This is a genomic window from Streptomyces sp. NPDC050564 (assembly GCF_044457265.1).
Lineage (GTDB): Bacteria > Actinomycetota > Actinomycetes > Streptomycetales > Streptomycetaceae > Streptomyces.
Genome location: NZ_JBITGS010000012.1, coordinates 226137 through 242034, shown reverse-complemented (window position 1 = coordinate 242034; position 15898 = coordinate 226137). Strand labels below are relative to the sequence as shown.

At 70.8% G+C, this 15898-nt stretch carries 21 protein-coding genes; 11 read left to right on the top strand and 10 right to left on the bottom strand.

The annotated features are described in order from the left end of the window. Positions 1-60: 60 nt before the first annotated feature. The gene (locus ACIBK0_RS21110) at positions 61-1656 is read left to right on the top strand and encodes a Na+/H+ antiporter (protein ID WP_399081840.1); all 1596 of its coding nucleotides are present in this window, start codon (positions 61-63) and stop codon (positions 1654-1656) included. Between the two features lie 71 nt (positions 1657-1727). Here ACIBK0_RS21110 and ACIBK0_RS21105 read toward each other — a convergent pair whose 3' ends face one another. From ACIBK0_RS21105 to ACIBK0_RS21090, 4 genes are all read right to left on the bottom strand, one after another. After that, positions 1728-1886: a hypothetical protein gene (locus ACIBK0_RS21105; protein ID WP_399081838.1), complete on the bottom strand. Its 159-nt coding sequence runs from the start codon at positions 1884-1886 to the stop codon at positions 1728-1730. A 114-nt stretch (positions 1887-2000) separates the two neighbouring features. Beyond that, on the bottom strand, positions 2001-2954 hold the full coding sequence (locus ACIBK0_RS21100; RefSeq protein ID WP_399081836.1) for a 1-aminocyclopropane-1-carboxylate deaminase/D-cysteine desulfhydrase: 954 nt from the start codon (positions 2952-2954) through the stop codon (positions 2001-2003). Positions 2955-2990: 36 nt separating this feature from the next. Further along, positions 2991-3581, bottom strand: coding sequence for an N-acetylmuramoyl-L-alanine amidase (locus ACIBK0_RS21095; RefSeq protein ID WP_399081833.1), 591 nt, complete (start codon positions 3579-3581; stop codon positions 2991-2993). Between the two features lie 137 nt (positions 3582-3718). Further along, positions 3719-3952 carry a hypothetical protein gene (locus ACIBK0_RS21090; RefSeq protein WP_399081831.1) on the bottom strand — a complete coding sequence of 78 codons (234 nt, stop codon included), beginning with the start codon at positions 3950-3952 and terminating at the stop codon, positions 3719-3721. Positions 3953-4142: 190 nt separating this feature from the next. Here ACIBK0_RS21090 and ACIBK0_RS21085 point away from each other — a divergent pair, with 190 nt between their 5' ends. From ACIBK0_RS21085 to ACIBK0_RS21070, 4 genes are all read left to right on the top strand, one after another. Next, positions 4143-5549, top strand: coding sequence for a family 2B encapsulin nanocompartment shell protein (locus ACIBK0_RS21085; RefSeq protein WP_399081829.1), 1407 nt, complete (start codon positions 4143-4145; stop codon positions 5547-5549). A 153-nt stretch (positions 5550-5702) separates the two neighbouring features. Further along, positions 5703-6812, top strand: a complete 1110-nt coding sequence (locus ACIBK0_RS21080) for a family 2 encapsulin nanocompartment cargo protein polyprenyl transferase (protein ID WP_399081827.1) — start codon at positions 5703-5705, stop codon at positions 6810-6812. Positions 6813-7374: 562 nt separating this feature from the next. Continuing rightward, positions 7375-7692 (top strand): hypothetical protein, encoded by a 318-nt coding sequence (locus ACIBK0_RS21075; protein ID WP_399081825.1) that lies wholly within the window; start codon positions 7375-7377, stop codon positions 7690-7692. Positions 7693-8186: 494 nt separating this feature from the next. Next, a complete protein-coding gene (locus ACIBK0_RS21070; protein ID WP_399081823.1) occupies positions 8187-8789 on the top strand; it encodes a GNAT family N-acetyltransferase in 603 nt (200 codons plus the stop codon). A gap of 18 nt (positions 8790-8807) precedes the next feature. On the opposite strand, the gene ACIBK0_RS21065 is transcribed toward ACIBK0_RS21070, so the two are convergent. Further along, positions 8808-9398 carry a TetR/AcrR family transcriptional regulator gene (locus ACIBK0_RS21065; RefSeq protein WP_399081821.1) on the bottom strand — a complete coding sequence of 197 codons (591 nt, stop codon included), beginning with the start codon at positions 9396-9398 and terminating at the stop codon, positions 8808-8810. 100 nt (positions 9399-9498) lie between these two features. Between ACIBK0_RS21065 and ACIBK0_RS21060 the strand changes: the two genes are divergently transcribed. The 5 genes from ACIBK0_RS21060 (at position 9499) to ACIBK0_RS21040 (ending at position 12386) form a co-directional block, all read left to right on the top strand. After that, entirely contained in the window at positions 9499-10086 is a 588-nt protein-coding gene (locus ACIBK0_RS21060) for a dihydrofolate reductase family protein (RefSeq protein WP_399081819.1), read from the top strand. Between the two features lie 26 nt (positions 10087-10112). Next, positions 10113-10310, top strand: coding sequence for a hypothetical protein (locus tag ACIBK0_RS21055; protein WP_399081817.1), 198 nt, complete (start codon positions 10113-10115; stop codon positions 10308-10310). A gap of 97 nt (positions 10311-10407) precedes the next feature. Continuing rightward, a complete protein-coding gene (locus tag ACIBK0_RS21050; RefSeq protein ID WP_399081815.1) occupies positions 10408-10821 on the top strand; it encodes a YciI family protein in 414 nt (137 codons plus the stop codon). 5 nt (positions 10822-10826) lie between these two features. Further along, entirely contained in the window at positions 10827-12053 is a 1227-nt protein-coding gene (locus ACIBK0_RS21045; protein ID WP_399081813.1) for an RNA polymerase sigma factor, read from the top strand. Between the two features lie 72 nt (positions 12054-12125). Further along, positions 12126-12386 carry a hypothetical protein gene (locus tag ACIBK0_RS21040; protein WP_399081811.1) on the top strand — a complete coding sequence of 87 codons (261 nt, stop codon included), beginning with the start codon at positions 12126-12128 and terminating at the stop codon, positions 12384-12386. Here the strand turns inward: ACIBK0_RS21040 and ACIBK0_RS21035 are convergent. The 5 genes from ACIBK0_RS21035 to ACIBK0_RS21015 form a co-directional block, all read right to left on the bottom strand. After that, a complete protein-coding gene (locus tag ACIBK0_RS21035) occupies positions 12305-13132 on the bottom strand; it encodes a VOC family protein (protein WP_399081809.1) in 828 nt (275 codons plus the stop codon). The genes ACIBK0_RS21040 and ACIBK0_RS21035 overlap by 82 nt on opposite strands. Continuing rightward, positions 13129-14001: a hypothetical protein gene (locus ACIBK0_RS21030; protein WP_399081807.1), complete on the bottom strand. Its 873-nt coding sequence runs from the start codon at positions 13999-14001 to the stop codon at positions 13129-13131. The genes ACIBK0_RS21035 and ACIBK0_RS21030 overlap by 4 nt, the downstream gene beginning before the upstream one ends. 21 nt (positions 14002-14022) lie before the next feature. After that, the gene (locus ACIBK0_RS21025) at positions 14023-14517 is read right to left on the bottom strand and encodes a hypothetical protein (protein WP_399081805.1); all 495 of its coding nucleotides are present in this window, start codon (positions 14515-14517) and stop codon (positions 14023-14025) included. Further along, entirely contained in the window at positions 14510-14926 is a 417-nt protein-coding gene (locus ACIBK0_RS21020) for a VOC family protein (RefSeq protein ID WP_399081803.1), read from the bottom strand. The genes ACIBK0_RS21025 and ACIBK0_RS21020 overlap by 8 nt, the downstream gene beginning before the upstream one ends. A gap of 104 nt (positions 14927-15030) precedes the next feature. After that, positions 15031-15456, bottom strand: a complete 426-nt coding sequence (locus ACIBK0_RS21015; RefSeq protein ID WP_399081801.1) for a helix-turn-helix transcriptional regulator — start codon at positions 15454-15456, stop codon at positions 15031-15033. A 189-nt stretch (positions 15457-15645) separates the two neighbouring features. On the opposite strand from ACIBK0_RS21015, the gene ACIBK0_RS21010 reads away from it, so the two are divergent. Continuing rightward, entirely contained in the window at positions 15646-15858 is a 213-nt protein-coding gene (locus ACIBK0_RS21010) for a hypothetical protein (protein ID WP_399081799.1), read from the top strand. Positions 15859-15898 lie beyond the last annotated feature (40 nt).

Genomic DNA, 15898 nt, shown 5'->3' with positions numbered 1-15898 from the left:
ATTGCCAGGTTACGTCGGGTGTGCGGGAAGCCGCGCGAAAACGAGGGCGGGCGGAAGACGATGCACGTTTTGCCACTGCTGTTGCTGGTCGCGGGGAGCGCGGCGGTCGCCGGGGCCGCTCGCCGCACACCGATCCCCGCACCGCTCCTGCTCGTCGCGGTGGGCCTGGCGGTCTCGTACGTGCCGGGCGTGCCCCCTTACGAGCTCAACCCCGAGGTCGTGCTCCCGCTGCTGCTGCCCCCGCTGCTGTATACGGCGGCCACCGACAGTTCGTATCTCGATCTGCGGGCGCAACTGCGGCCGGTCGCGCTGTTGTCGGTCGGGTACGTCCTCTTCGCAACCCTCGTGGTCGGCTGGGCCGCGTATCTGATCGTGCCCAGCCTGCCGCTTCCGGCAGCGCTGGTGCTCGGGGCCGTGGTGGCTCCGCCGGACGCGGTCGCCGCCACCGCGGTCGCACGCCGCGTGGGTCTGCCCTCGAAGATCACCACCATCCTCCAGGGCGAGTCCCTGGTGAACGACGCGACCGCGATCACCGCCTACAAGGTGGCGCTCGCCGCCGCGGTCGGCGAGGGCGCGACGTGGGCGGGCGGCGTCGGCGAGTTCCTGCTCGCGTCGGTCGGCGGCGTGGCTGTCGGGCTCGTCCTGATGCTGCCGCTGCACTGGCTGCGCACGCACCTGAAGGAGGCGCTTCTCCAGAACACCCTCTCCTTGCTGATCCCCTTCGTCGCGTACGGGATCGCCGAGCAGGTGCACGCCTCCGGGGTGCTCGCGGTGGTCGTCGTCGCTCTCTACCTCGGACACCGTTCCTGGGAGGTCGACTTCGCGACCCGGCTCCAGGAGGAGGCGGTCTGGAAGATGGTCGCGTTCATCCTGGAGTCGGCGGTGTTCGCACTGATCGGACTGCAGCTGCCGGTCGTCCTCAAGGGACTCGGACAGTACGAGGGCACCAGCGCCGCGTGGTACGCGGTGGCCCTCTTCTTCGTAGTGGTCGCGTCCCGGTTCGTGTGGGTGTATCCGGCGACGTTCCTGCCGCGGCTGTTGTCGGCGCGGATCCGGGGGCGCGAGAAGAACCCCACCTGGAAGGCGCCGTTCATCATCGGCTGGGCCGGTATGCGCGGAGTGGTCTCGCTCGCCATCGCCTTCTCCATCCCGCTCACGGTGCATGGCGGCGGGGCCTTTCCCGATCGCAACCTGATCCTCTTCCTGACCTTCACGACCGTCATCGGGACCCTGGTCGTGCAGGGGCTGACGCTGCCCCCGCTGATCCGCCTCCTGAAGCTGCCGGGGCGCGACACGCAGGCTGAGACGCTCGCCGAGGCCAATGCTCAGGCGCAGGCCTCCCGGGCCGCGGAACAACGCCTCGACGAACTTCTCGCCGACGAGCGCAACGCCCTGCCTCCGCCCCTCGCCGACCGCCTGCGCAGCGTCCTGGAACGGCGGCGCAACGCCGTCTGGGAGCGCCTCGGCGCGGTCAACCCGGTCACCGGCGAGACCGCCGACGACACCTACCGCCGGCTGTCCGGCGAGATGATCGGCGCCGAACGCGAGGTCTTCGTGAAGCTCCGGGACCTGCGCTACATCGACGACGAGATGCTGCGGACCCTGCTGCGCCGACTGGACCTGGAGGAGGCGGCGGCCTATCGGGAGGCGGCGTGAGTACTGCTCCGGAGTCCCGGAGTCCCGGGCCCCGGAGCTCGTGAGCTCGTGAGCCCGCGAGCCCGGGAACCCTAGGCCGGTCCCGCCTGTGCTTCCGCGGTGCCGAGGAGCAGCGCGTCGAATGATTCCCCGATCCCGGCGAAGTGCGGCTCGGCCGCCTGGCGGGTGTCCGCCGGCAGCACATCGCCGGTCCGGGTGACGAAGTCCCGCGCCCGGCTGCCGATGATCAAGGCGTCCCAGGTGAGGGTTCGCCACCCTGCCGGAGGGCGTGCCGGCTCCGCCGCCAAGAGGCTGACGAAGGCCTGATCATCTCTGAAGCCGACGCGTTCTCCCCACTTGGCCCGTCACGCCTGGAACGGTGCTCCCGTGATCACGGCCGCTACCGTCGTCCCCCGCGCGAAAGCGCCCTCCTGGGCCAGGACGGCAAGCCCATACAGCACCTTGGCGACATAGAGACGTTCGACAGGCAGACTGTGGCGGTGCTCGAAGTCCTCGGCGAAGGCGTCGAGTTCGGCGGTGGTGCGGGCGTAGCCGCCGAAGTGGAAGCGGTCATCGAGGGACCAGATGCCGCGACGGGTGCCGAAGGCGGCCTGCTGGAGGGCCTGTATGTCGGCGCTGAGGAAACCGCCCTTGAGGACGGGGAAGCCAAGGGCCCGTTGGTCGGGGCCGAGTCCGGCGGCCAGGCCTGCGAGAGTGCCGCCGGTGCCGCAGGCGAGGGCGGCCACGTCGATGCCGCCGTGGTCGCGCAGTTCCTCGCCGAGCGCCCGGCAACCGTGCACGGCGAGGGAGTTGCTGCCGCCCTCGGGCACGACGTACGCGTCCTCGGCGCCCGCTGTTCGCAGGATGGCGGCCAGCGTCTCCGGCTCCGCTTTGCGGCGGTATGTCGATCTGTCGATGAAGTGCAGCCGCATGCCGTCGGCCGCGCACCGGGCGAGCGAGGGGTTGAAGGGACGGTCGGCCAGCTCCTGGCCGCGGATCACGCCCAGGGTGGGCAGGCCCAGGAGGCGGCCCGCGGCGGCTGTGGCGCGCAGATGGTTCGAGTACGCCCCGCCGAAGGTGACCACCGTGCGGCCCGCCGCCGCCTCCAGGTTCGGGGCCAGCTTCCGCCACTTGTTGCCGATCAGCTCCGGGTGGATCAGATCGTCCCGCTTGAGCAGCAGTCGGACGCCATGGCGGGCGAAGCGCTCGTCCGCGGCCTCGCGCAGCGGCGACGGGAGTCGCGGCCGCAGGGCCGTCGGGCCGAGCGCTTCGGGAGCGTCAGGGACGTCGGGGCTGGTCACCCGGCCATTGTCGGACATCTGTCCGGGGGCGGGGCAGCCACCCGTGCCCGCACGTCACTTCAGGCGGTCGCGGATGCGCTCCCGCAGGTGGGCCATCGTGAATCCTCTGGGGTCCACCTTTCCGGGCTGCCACTCGAGGTGGCCGATGACCGAGCGCTCGGTCCAGTGGTGGTGGCGGCAGATCGCGGCGGAGACCTTCTCGATGGTGTCCAGTTGCGCCTCGGGCCAGGGGTCCTTTCCGTCGCCGAGGTTCTCGCACTCGAAGCCGTAGAAGTGGCGGTTGCCGTCGGTGTTCGCCTCGTTGTCGTGCGGAAGCGCCTTCTCCGCGATCACCGCGCGCAGGACGTCGTCGTCGCCCATGCCCGCGTGGTTGGCCCTGCCGTAGCCGACGAGGTGGAGGACGCCGTCCTTGGTGATGACGCCGTGGCACAGCGGCCCGGGCAGCCCCTGGTAGCCCTCGCGGCAGATCTCGACGGTGCGCTCGCTGCCCGAGGTCACCGTGTGGTGGATCATCACGCCGTAGACCGGACCCCACGGGCCCTGGTGATTGCGGTTGTGATGCTCCCAGTCGCCGACCTCGACGACGGTGACTCCTGCCTCCCTGAGCCGGTCCAGGAAACTGCCCGCGGACATGGGTGGGGCCATGGCCGCCTCCTTCGCGCTGCACGCCGGCCGCCCTGTCGCGGCCGTCTCGTACCGCAGCTTGTACCCGTGATCGGGCGGCCGGGCCTACTCGTTCGCACAGCGTGCGAGCCGATCCGGTCAGGCGGGCAAGGGGCCCCTCAGGCGCGCAGGAACGCGTCCCCGTGCGTCGCTATGTGGCTTTCCAGGGCCTGCAGGGCCTGTTGTGTCGCCTCGGGGGAGCCGCTGCCGCGCCGCTCCGCGTAGTACGCCGCGCCCAGTTTCTTGAGGAGGTCGCCACCGGCGCGCTGCGCCTGCACGTCGTCGATCTTCTGCTTGCCCTGTGTGAGGCCGCGCTGTGCCTGTTCTTTCGCACGGTCCAGGAAGCCTGCCACTGCTGTCTCCTGTCGTTGTCCGTCAAAGGGGCAAACGGTTGGCCGGATCTTGGAGTTCCCTGGACAGAAGTACGCCGCGTGCCCAAGTCTCGGATGATCCATTCCCGCTCATTCGTGTAATGGCACAGCCACGTTCCGTGATGGAAGGCTTGTCCCCGCAGATCAGTGCACGACCGGGAGGGCAATTTTCATGTCGGTAGGCGAAGAGGTCCGCGCGGACCAGGGTAGGCCGCAGCAGAGTCTCGGCACATCCGCCGCGCGGAACCTGGCCACCACCACCAAGTCCGCACCCCAGATGCAGGAGATCAGCTCACGGTGGCTGCTGCGCATGCTGCCGTGGGTGAACGTGCAGGGTGGCACGTACCGCGTGAACCGGCGGCTCAGCTACTCCGTGGGCGACGGCCGCGTGACGTTCGTGAAGACCGGTGACCGCGTCCAGGTCATCCCCGCGGAACTCGGTGAACTGTCCGTACTGCGGTCGTACGAGGATCAGGAGGTGCTCGGCGAGCTCGCCCAGCGCTGCGGGCAGCGGGAGTTCGCGCCGGGGGAGGTGCTCGCCTCGTTCGGCAGCCAGGCCGACGAGGTGTTCCTGCTGGCGCACGGCAAGGTCGAGAAGATCGGCACCGGCCCCTACGGGGACGACGCGGTGCTCGGTGTCCTCGCCGATGGCGCGTACTTCGGGGAGCAGGCGCTCATCGACCCGGACGCCATCTGGGAGTACACGGCCCGCGCCGTCACCGCGGTCACCGTGCTCACGCTGCCCCGCCAGGATCTCGAACAGGTCGCGGAGCGCGCGGAGTCCCTGCGCACCCACCTCCAGGAGCTGCGCGCGATCCCGGAGCAGCGCGCCAACAAGTACGGCGAGAAGGAGATCGACCTCTCGGCCGGCCACACCGGAGAGCCGGACATCCCCGGCACCTTCGTCGACTACGAGGCCGCGCCGCGCGAGTACGAACTGAGCATCGCCCAGACCGTACTGCGTCTGCACACACGCGTGGCCGACCTCTACAACCAGCCCATGAATCAGACCGAGCAGCAACTGAGGCTCACCGTAGAGGCGTTGAAGGAGCGCCAGGAGCACGAGCTCATCAACAACCGGGAGTTCGGGCTGCTCAACAACTGCGAGTACGACCAGCGGCTGCAACCGCACGACGGCGTTCCCGGCCCCGACGACCTCGACGAACTACTCAGCCGCAGGCGCGGCACCAAGCTGTTCCTCGCCCACCCACGTGCGATCTCCGCGTTCGGCCGCGAGTGCAACAAGCGCGGACTCGTCCCCGAGAGCGTCGAGATCGCGGGCAACCGCATCCCGACCTGGCGCGGCGTGCCGCTCTTCCCGTGCAACAAGATCCCGGTCAGCGACACCCGTACGACCTCGATCATCGCCATGCGTACCGGCGAGGCCGAGCAGGGCGTGATCGGGCTCCAGCAGGCGGGCATCCCGGACGAGATCGAGCCGAGCCTGTCGGTGCGCTTCATGGGCATCAACGAGCAGGCGATCGTCTCCTACCTGGTGACGGCGTACTACTCGGCCGCGGTGCTCGTGCCGGACGCTCTCGGCATCCTGGAGAACGTCGAGATCGGCCGCTGGCGGTGACCTTCCGCGAGCCGGCGGTCGCCGTGTTCCCGCCCCTCGGGGCGGGTACACCGAGGGGTTACGCGCCCAGCGGCCGCGGAAGCGCCACCGTCCGCGGACTCTCCGGGGCGATTCCATGGGTGAGGTGTGCAGGGGGAGTTCACGGGTGAGTTCATGACGGAGGCGACGCAGAGCCCGACCGAGATCCTGCACAGGCGGAGCCCCATCGGGAGGCCTACGGCCAGGAAGGGGCCACCGAGCCCGCTCGACGGGCAGGAAGCGGCGGGCATTCTGGAGCGCGCCCGGGCGTCGGTCGACCCCGAACTGCGCGGGGCCATCGAATCGCTGCCCGGCTCGATGCGCCGGATCGCGCTCTACCACTTCGGCTGGGAGCACGCGGACGGCACACCGGCGGCGGGCCACGCGGGCAAGGCGATCCGGCCCGCGCTCGTGCTGACCGCGGTCCGGGCGCTCGGCGGACAGCACACGACGGCCGTGCGGGCGGCCGCCGCCGTGGAGCTGATCCACAACTTCACCTTGCTGCACGACGACGTCATGGACCGGGACACCACCCGCAGGCACCGCCCCACCGCCTGGACCGTGTTCGGCGACGCCGACGTGATCCTCGCCGGGGACGCTCTGCAGGCGCTCGCCCAGCGGCTGCTCGCCGAGGATCCGCACCCGGCGTCGGCGGCGGCCGCCGCCCGGCTCGCGTCCTGCGTGGTCGAGCTGTGCGCGGGACAGTACGCGGACATGGCCATGGAGAAGCGCGGCCCCGACGAGGTCACCCTCGACGAGTGCCTCGCCATGGCCGAGGCGAAGACGGGTGCCCTGATCGGCGGCGCCTGTGCACTCGGGGCGCTGTACGCGGGGGCGGACGAGAAGGACGTCGAGGCGTTGGACGCGTTCGGCCGGGAGGCCGGGCTCGCGTTCCAGCTGATCGACGACGTGATCGGGATCTGGGGGGACCCGAGCCGTACCGGCAAGCCGGCCGGGGCGGATCTCATCGCCCGCAAGAAGTCACTGCCCGTGGTCGCCGCGCTCGCCTCGGGCACGCCGGCGGCCGATGAACTGGCCGAGCTGTACGGAGTTCCCTATGAAGAAGGGGAGTTGGAGCGTACGGCCCTCGCCGTCGAGCGGGCGGGTGGTCGCGACTGGGCGCAGGCTCAGGCGGTCGACCGGATGTCCCGGGCGATGCATGAGCTGTCCCGGGCGGTGCCCGATCCGGATGCGGCGGGTGGGCTCCTCGCGCTGGCGGAGTTCGTGACACGGCGGAGCAACTGACCGGGCCGGTGCGCCGGCCGAAGACCCCGGAGCCTCCGGTTCCGTACGGCACCTGACCTCCGTACGGCGCCGGGCTCCGGCCGGGCGGGTCCCGCACATCCCCACGGTGTGCGGGGCCCGTCTTTTCCGCCCCCTCCGCCCCTGCCCGTCCCGTACCTGGGGGCTGACGCCCCCGATGCAGTTGCTTTTGAGCTGCGGAGATCGGTGCCCCGCGTGTGACGGGGTATCCCGGGCAGCCGGACCCCGGCGGGGGTGAACCGGTCCTCGTTGTGCCGGGCGCGAGCCCGGCTCGTCATCGCCGACCGCGGCTTCGCTGCCGGCAGTTGGCACAGCGAAAGACGGTCATGCGGCGCCATTCTCCTCGGTCGACGGTGCCTACTGAAAACCAGCAACACTGCCCCTAGGATGAGGCATGAATTCGAACTTGACGCATTCCGGGACGAGTTGGGGCCGGCGACGCGCAGCAGTTCTGGCTTCCTTGCTGGGTGCGGCGGCCCTCGGATGGACTGCGGTTGCGCTGAGCGTGCACACGACCGGTTCGACCGCACCGGACCCTGACAGTGTGACCGATGCTGATCTGGCCCGACTGGGCGCTGCCGTGATGGCCGTCATCGCGGCGGTGGCTGCCGGACTGTGGTGGCGCCACTGGGCGACCGTACGTCGGCCGGCTATCGGCGGAGGTTGGGCGGGGGCGGCGTTTGCCGTCTCCGCCGTCCATTCGATGTTCGTCCTACCGGTGATTGCGTTCGCCTCCTGGGACTGGAAGGCCCCGGTGATCGTGTTCACGTGCGCGGTGCTCGCGGGCGGTGTGCGGGAGGCCGCCGGGGTGACGGCGCCAGCGAGCGGCCGCACGGACTCGCCGATCCCGTTGCCCGGCTGACGACGGCTGCACAGCGTGGCCGGCCTCGGATCGCTCGGGCGGTGCCGTTTCCCGGTCATCCCTCGTGCCACCGGAACGGCTGTATGCGTCAGCGCAGAGCGGTGGGGCGAGGCGGATGGTGTGCGTCGGCCGGATCCATGACCTCAGCGCCCGCATCCCCTTCGTGCCAGCCACACTCACGGACATCCGGCGCGCTCGTCGCCATGGGTACTACGTGGCCGGGACACCAAGGCAATTGCATTGGGCTGCCGCCCCCAGGCCCCCGCTTCGGTCTGAACGGCCTCGTCCTCGAACGCCGGACGGGCTGGAAGAGCCGGAGGGGCTGGAAGAGCCGGACGGGCTGGACAGGGCTGCGGGGCGGGGGCGGCTCTCCGGCTCGTGCTCATGTGCTGGACGGGCTGAGGGTGCCTGTCGGACCTGAAGCGGTAGGTCCCAGCGGTTACGCTTCAACCGCCATACGATCAACGTCAGTTGGGGCGAAGGGGAGCGGGCACATGGGCGTGGCGATCCGTACGGCGGGCGAGGGGGACCGGGAGCTGGTCGTCCGGTTGCTCGATGCGGCCTTCCTGGATGATCCGGTGAGCGGCTGGGTGTTTCCGGACGAGGCACACCGGCGGGCGACGCACCAGAAGTTGATGGCCGCGTTTCTTGATGTCGTGCTCGCCGAGGGGCGGGTCGATCTGGCGGAGGACGGTGTGGCGTGTGCCCTCTGGGTGCCGGTTCCCGCCGAAGCGCATGGCGACGAGGACGGTGCCGTACAGCTGCGCGAGGCGGTCGACCCGGACAACGAGCGCGTCGAGCTGATCGGGCGGCTGACGGCGGACGTCCACCCCGCGGGCCGCGACCACGAGTATCTGTGGATGATCGCCGTGGCGCCGGAGCGGCAGGGTGAGGGTCTGGGCACCGCACTCATCCAGTCGGTTCTCGCCCGCTGCGACCGCGAGGGCCTGCCCGCGTATCTGGAGGCGAGCAACGCCCGCAGCCGGGCGCTGTACGAGCGTCTCGGATTCGACCTTGTCGGGCGTCCCCTCGATCTGCCGGACGGTCCGCAGATGTGGCCCATGTGGCGCGAGCCGCGGCCCGGGCAGGAGGGCTGAGCGACTCCGGGGAGCCGCTCAGCTCGCCGGGACGATCGTCGTCACGATCCGTTCGAGCAGATCGTCCGGGACGGCGACTCCCGGCAGTACGCCGTCCAGAACCCCGGGCAGGGTCAGGTGCTCCAGGAGCAGCCCGAGTACGGCGAGATAGAGCACCGTCACGGTCTCGTCGCCGCCGGGCAGCCCGGCGTCCCGGTGGAACTCCATGCCCTGCTCCAGGTCGCCGCGTACCGACTCGGTGTACGAGGCGCGCAGGGCGGGGCGGCGGGTGGCCTCCAGGCGCATCTCGAAGAGGGCGAGATAGCCCGTGCGGTCACGCGTCGCGCGGGCCAGCAGGTCGCGCATGAACTCCAGCACCAGCAAGCGGTCCTTCGGCCCCTTCAGCAACTCGGCGAGCACGGCAGGGTCGGGGGCGAGGCGCAGGTGGAGGTGGGTGTCGACCTGGCTCAGCAGGTCGTCGCGGTCGGTGAAGTAGTTCGACGAGGTGCCCACCGGGACGGCGGCCTCGGCGTCCACGGCGCGGAACGTCAGCCCGCGCGCTCCCTCGCGGGCCAGGACCTCCACGGCCGCGTCGACGAGGGCCGCTCTGCGCTCGGGATTCCTTGCCATCGCGCAACCTCCATAAGTCCCTTGTAACCACTACAGGTGAAGCACTATAACTGGAGTGGTTGCGAGCCGAGTGCCTGACGACTGACGAAAAGAGACCCGCTTGCGCAAGCTCACGTACTTCATCGCCTGCTCGATCGACGGCTTCATCGGAGCCCCGGACGGCGACGCGCAGTGCTTCATGCCGTTCGTCGACGAGGAGTTCCTGGAGGACTTCCTCAAGGCGGAGTACCCGGAGACACTGGCGACCCACGGCCGCCGCCCGCTCGGCATCGACGATCTGGGGAACCGGCACTTCGACACGATCATCCAGGGCCGCGCCAGCTACGACCTGGCGCTGGAGGCCGGCGTCACCAGCCCCTACGCCCATCTGCGCGAGTACGTCGCCTCGCGCAGCCTCAAGGAGTCGCCCGATCCGCATGTGGAGATCGTCGCGGACGACGTCCTCGGCAGGGTGCGCGAACTCAAGGCGGAGGACGGCGAGTTCGGCATCTATCTGTGCGGTGGCTCGCAGCTCGCGGGGGCGCTGATCGACGAGGTGGACGAGCTCGTCATCAAGACCTACCCGGTGGTGCTGGGCTCCGGCATGCCGATGTTCGGCTCCGGGTTCGACGTCGCCGAGTTCGCTCTCGACGGGGTGCGGGTGTTCAAGAGCGGGGTGCTCGTGCGGACGTACAGCAGGAAGCGCTGAGGGTCCTGCCGTCCTACCCTGAAGGCATGGGCACCGATGAGTATGTATGTCCCCAATGCGGGCAGCCGGTCGCCACGGTCGTACGGCGTCACAAGACGCTGGGTGCGTGGGTTCCCCTCTGGAGGCCCGGGCCCTGCCGGAATCCGAAGTGCGCTGCGTACCTCGGCGAGTCCGCGGAGGAGTCCCCGGACGAGCGGGAGGAGTCGGCCACGGAGAAATCCTGACCGAAATCGCGTGACCGCGTAGAGAATCGAGGGTCGGCTCCGACGTCTCCTGCGAGAGCCGCCCACCGTGGGCGGCGGGAGCCGAAGGAGCGGACTCATGAAGTACCTGGTGATGGTGCAGGGCACGCAGGCCGACTACGAGGCCATGCGTGGCAAGGCATCCGCGCAGGCCCCGGCCTGGAGCGAGCAGGAACTGCAGGCCATGTACGCGTACATGGGCGCGATCAACGACGACCTGTCCGAGACCGGGGAGCTGATCGACGGGCAGGGGCTGGCCGAGCCGGCGCAGACCCGCCTGGTCGCCCTGGGCAAGGACGGCAAGGCCGTGATCACCGATGGCCCGTACAGCGAGACCAAGGAGCTGATGGCCGGCTACTGGGTCCTGGAGTGCGCGAGCCTGGAGCGGGTCACCGAGATCGCCGAGCGCGTCACGCGGTGCCCGTGCCCGGAGGGTGCCACCGACTACCCGGTCGTCATCCGGCCCATCATGGACGGCGCCGGGGACATCTGACCGGCATGAGCATCGAGATCGAGGATCTGCTGCGCCGGCACGCGCCGCAGGTCCTCGGCGCGCTCGTCCGCCGGTACGGGCATTTCGACGCCGCCGAGGACGCCGTACAGGAGGCGTTGCTCGCGGCGGCCGGGCAGTGGGCCGACAAGGGCGTGCCCGACAATCCGCGCGGCTGGCTGATCAAGGTCGCCTCGCGGCGGCTGACGGATGCCCTGCGCAGTGAGGAGGCGCGGCGGCTGCGGGAGGAGAGGGCGGCGGCGCTGACTCCCCGGGACGCCTTCACGGCACCGCCACCGACGGTGGACCGGGCGCCGAGCGAGGACGACACGCTCTCGCTCCTCTTCCTCTGCTGCCACCCCGATCTGACCGCGCCCGCGCAGATCGCGCTCACCCTGCGGGCCGTCGGCGGTCTGACCACGGCGGAGATCGCGCGGGCGTACCTCGTGCCCGAGGCGACGATGGCCCAGCGGGTCAGCAGAGCCAAGCAGCGGGTGAAGGGGGTCCGATTCGGGCGCCCGGACCGGTGGGAGGAGCGACTGCCGGCTGTCCTCCACACCCTGTATCTGATCTTCAACGAGGGCTATACGGCGACGTCCGGAACGGTGCTCCGGCGGGCCGAGCTCGCCGGCGAGGCCATCCGGTTGACGCGAACCGTGCACCGGCTGCTGCCCGAGGACCACGAGGTGACGGGGCTGCTGGCGCTGATGCTGCTGACCGACGCCCGCCGTGCCGCCCGGACGGGCCCGCACGGCGAGCTGGTGCCCCTCGACGAGCAGGACCGCGATCTGTGGGACAAGGCAGCGATCGAAGAGGGTGTGGCCCTGGTGACGCAGGCGCTGTCGTCGTCGCGAGGGCGGGCGGGGCCCTACCAACTCCGGGCCGCCATCGCCGCAGTGCACGACGAGGCGCCGTCCCCGGAGGCGACGGACTGGCGCGAGATCCTCGGCCTGTACGACGTGCTGATCCGTCGGGTCCCCGGCCCCGTCGAGCGCCTGAACCGGGCGGTGGCGGTGGCCATGGTGCACGGGCCGCGGGCGGGCCTGGCCGAACTCGACGCGTTGGAGGACGAGTTGGCGGCCGGTCACCGGCTGGACGCGGTCCGCGGCCACCTGCTGGAACGCGCGGGCGACCCGGCGGCGGCCCGTGCCGCGTACGAGTCCGCGGCCCGCAAGTCCCTCAGCCTTCCCGAACAGCGCTATCTGCACGCGCGGTCCGCACGCCTCAAGCCGTAGCGTTTGCGGCATGGCCGAACCTCTTCCGCACCTCACCGAGCGCTCGTGGCACCAGGGCGAGGTGACGCCGGCGTGACGACGACAGCGGGGCGACGGCGCCGGGTGTGGCGATGGGCGGCGGCGGTGTGGACGGTGGCCGTGGTCGTGGGCGGCGGACTCACGCTGTGGCTGCAGGACTCGGCGGAGCCGCAGGGACCGCGCGTCTGGGAGCAGAACAAGGACCACCGGAAGGTCCCGGCCCCGCTCCTTCGCTACGACGACCTGCCCTCGTCCTGTCCGCGCGTCGAGGACGGGGAGGACGGCATCTGCGCGTACGCGACCCTTGGCTGGTGAAGGCTGCCCGTTCCGGGGTCGCGGGGTGTCAGGCAGTAGGTGCCGCCGACCGGGTCCCGCATCACCGCCCAGAGGGCGCCGCGGTCGACCAGGGTGGCACCAAGACCTTCGTGCCGGGCCCGCACCGCCTCGATGTCCGAGCAGGCGATGTCGAGGTGGGCGGAGGCGGGGCGGTCGCTGTCCAGGCGTTGCAGGAGGATGCGGAAGGGGAGGGCGGCGGGAGGCTTGACCAGGTGGAACTCCGGGAGGGCGCCGGGGTGGGAGTCCCAGCCGGTGAGCTCGCTCCAGAAGGTGATCTCGGCGCCGTACACGGACGGAGCCAGGTCGACGCACACCTGGTCGAGCCGGCTGGTCGCGCCGCTCGGTCCCTCGACCACGGGCGGCCGAGCCGACTCCCCGTGCCATGGCACCGCACAGAACAACTGCCCGCCGGGGGAACGCAGTACGGCCCACCCGTCGTACTCGGCGACGAGTGTCGCGCCCCGCCGCAGCGCCGCCTCCACCAGCGCCGGTACGTCCTCGACGGCGAGGTCGAGATGCGCGCCGCCGTCACCCGACCCGACACCCTGCGCCTTCACACACGCGTCGGCGCCTTCGTGCAGCAGAGTGACGAACTCGCCCTGGTCGCCGCGGGGTTGCGACAGCCGTGTCCCTGTGACCGCGGTCCAGAAATCGGTGGCCGGCCCGAACTCCTTCATGGGCCGGTCGACGAAGGCGTAGGTCCACCGGATCGATGGTGCGGTCATCGGGGCGCTCCCTGTCGGACGGCCGGTACGGCTCGTACCGTCTCCCGCCCGATCAGCGCGCGCAACGAGGTTTTCATGCTCGCGACGAAGGCGCCCTGGACGTCGGGGGCGAGGACGTCCAGGGACAGATACGGGTTGAGGTCCTCCAGCTCGACGAGAAGCAGCTCGCCGCCGGGGGCCCGGCAGGCGTCCACGCGCTGGATCCCGTGCTCGATGTCGTTCCAGTCGACGAACCGCTGAGCGAACTCCAGGTCCTGCACGGTCGGTTCGTACGGTTCCAGGGCCCAGCGCCGGTCCGGGCGGGGCGCGTACAGGGCGTACTGGAAGGCGCGGTCGACGAAGTAGAAGGAGACCTCGTAGCGGAAGTCGATGCGCGGCTGGACCAGGACGTCGCCGTACGCCAGCTCGGGGAGCCGCTCGCGCGCCACGAACTCCAGCCCTATGGAGTCGGCCCCCAGCTTCGGCTTCACCACGTACGTGTCGACGTCGGGCAGCCGCCCCAGGTCCTGTGCGCGGTCGATGGTGGGGATGACCGGGTACCCGGCCGAGGTCAGCTCCAGCAGGTACCCCTTCCCCGCCATGTCCCCCTTCCCCGACAGCTCGTTGTACACGCGCACACCGTCCGCGACCGCCCGCTCCCGGAACGCGTCGTACTCCGCCCGGTAGTTCAGCACCGGCCCGCTGTTCCGCACGACCACGACGTCGAAGCCGTCCATCAACCCGGCCGCGTCCAGCGGATGACACACGGCGACGTCGAACTCCTCGCGCAGCCGCGAGGTGAGAAGGATGTCCTCGTCGCAGTAACGGCGCCCCTTGGCCGGATAGGCCAGATCGCTGACGTACAGGACATGGGGGCGGGCGGACGGCATGGGTGACTCCTCGGACATTCCTCAGACGTTCCACTCCACGGGCAGATCGCACCCGTAGAACACACAGACGTAGTCTCCCTCCCGCACGATTCCGACCTCCCGGCACCCCGTGCAGCGCCTGAAGACCATTGCGTGGGTGAAGGCCGGCGGGTGCTCGAGCCCCGCCCGGCGCAGGGCGGCGGAGACGGCCGTCCAGGACGTCACGTCGGGGCAGTATCCGGTCGACTGATTGCTGACCTCGTCCACCACCCAGACCTCGCCCTCCCGCCCGAACCCGATCTCACCGGCTGCCGGCACCCGCTCGCCCCCGGCACAGGCCACGTGCTCGCTGCGGCGCGTGGCGAGGCGGAGGGTGCCCTGCAGGTCCACGACGAAGGTGAAGGGCTCGGCCCGTTCTTCCGCGGGGCGGTCCGCGAGCCAGGTGACGAGGTCGGACGGCGCAGTGATGGCGCGCCCCGGGGAGCCGGTGGTGAAGAGGTCCCCGGGGCCGATGTAGCGGTAGTCCGGGTCAGGCATCGGAGCGTTCGGTGAAGCGGAGGACGTTGCCCGCCGGGTCGCGGAAGGCGCAGTCGCGGAGGCCGTAGGGCTGGTCCATGGGTTCCTGGAGGACTTCGGCGCCTGAGGCGTGGACGCGTTCGTAGAGGGCGTCGCAGTCGGCCGTGGAGAAGATGACACCGCGCAGGACGCCCTTGGCCAGCAGCTCGGCCATGGCCTGCTTGTCCGCGGGGGAGGTGTCGGGGCTCGCCGCGGGTGGCTCCAGGACGATCTCCACGTCCGGCTGGAGCGGCGAGCCGACCGTCACCCAGCGCATGCCCTCGAACCCCACGTCGTTGCGGACCTCCAGGCCCAGTACGTCCCGGTAGAAGGCGAGCGCCTTGTCGTGGTCGTCCACGGCGATGAAGCATTGGGAGAGTTTCAGGTCCATACGCCTCACGCTAGGGCCTGCTGCCCCGATCCGCCGTGCAGAACCGGGGGCCCGTCGGCCCGGACCGCGGCACGGGCGTCAGGGCCTGTCGTTCGGATCAGGCCCTAGAGGCGCGAGCCCGGTTCCGCCTCCGGGTTCGGGTGGCGGGCCGGGCGGGTCAGGCGCCGGGTCACGCAGGACGGGATGGGGGCGCCGTGGTCGTGCGGGCGGGCCCGGTACGCGCTCGGCGTCTCGCCGACCAGCTCTGTGAAGCGGGAGCTGAAGGAGCCGAGCGAGGTGCAGCCCACGGCGAAGCACACCTCCGTGACCGTCATGTCGCCGCGGCGCAGCAGGGCCTTGGCGCGCTCGATCCTGCGGGTCATGAGATAGGTGTACGGCGTCTCGCCGAAGGCCGCGCGAAAGCTCCGCTGGAAGTGGCCGGGCGACATCAGCGCGCTGCGCGCGAGCGTAGCGATGTCCAGCGGCTCCGCGTACTCACGGTCCATCCGGTCGCGGGCCCGGCGCAGCCGGACCAAGTCCTCGAGAGTCACCGCACCAGGATGACATCCGGCGCCGACACGAGGGCCCGGAGCGCTGAGACCGGAGGGATCCCACGTCCCGCGCTCCCGGCACCCGCGCGGAGAATCCGACGAAGGCGCTGCAGGTCCTTGTCTCGCGGGCCCGTTCCCAGCTCGGTGCCGAGCTGATCGGCGGCACCGCCACGGGCTACCGCCTCACCCATGGACGAGACACAGGTGGACAGCTCCGCCGTCCTGCTCGCGGTTCCGCTGCCTGCGTGGCTTCCAGCCGACGATGTCCTCGGCTCGCCTCGGGGAGGCGGCCGGACGCGCCGACCGGGCGGCGTACGACGACGCGGTGTCGGCGTATGCGCCCTGGAGGGCGAGGAGTTGCGGGGTGCGGCGCTGGAGCTGTTGCGGGAGCGGGCCCGCTAGCGGGCCGACGGTCCAAGCGGTCTCGGGGAAGCGGGGCACG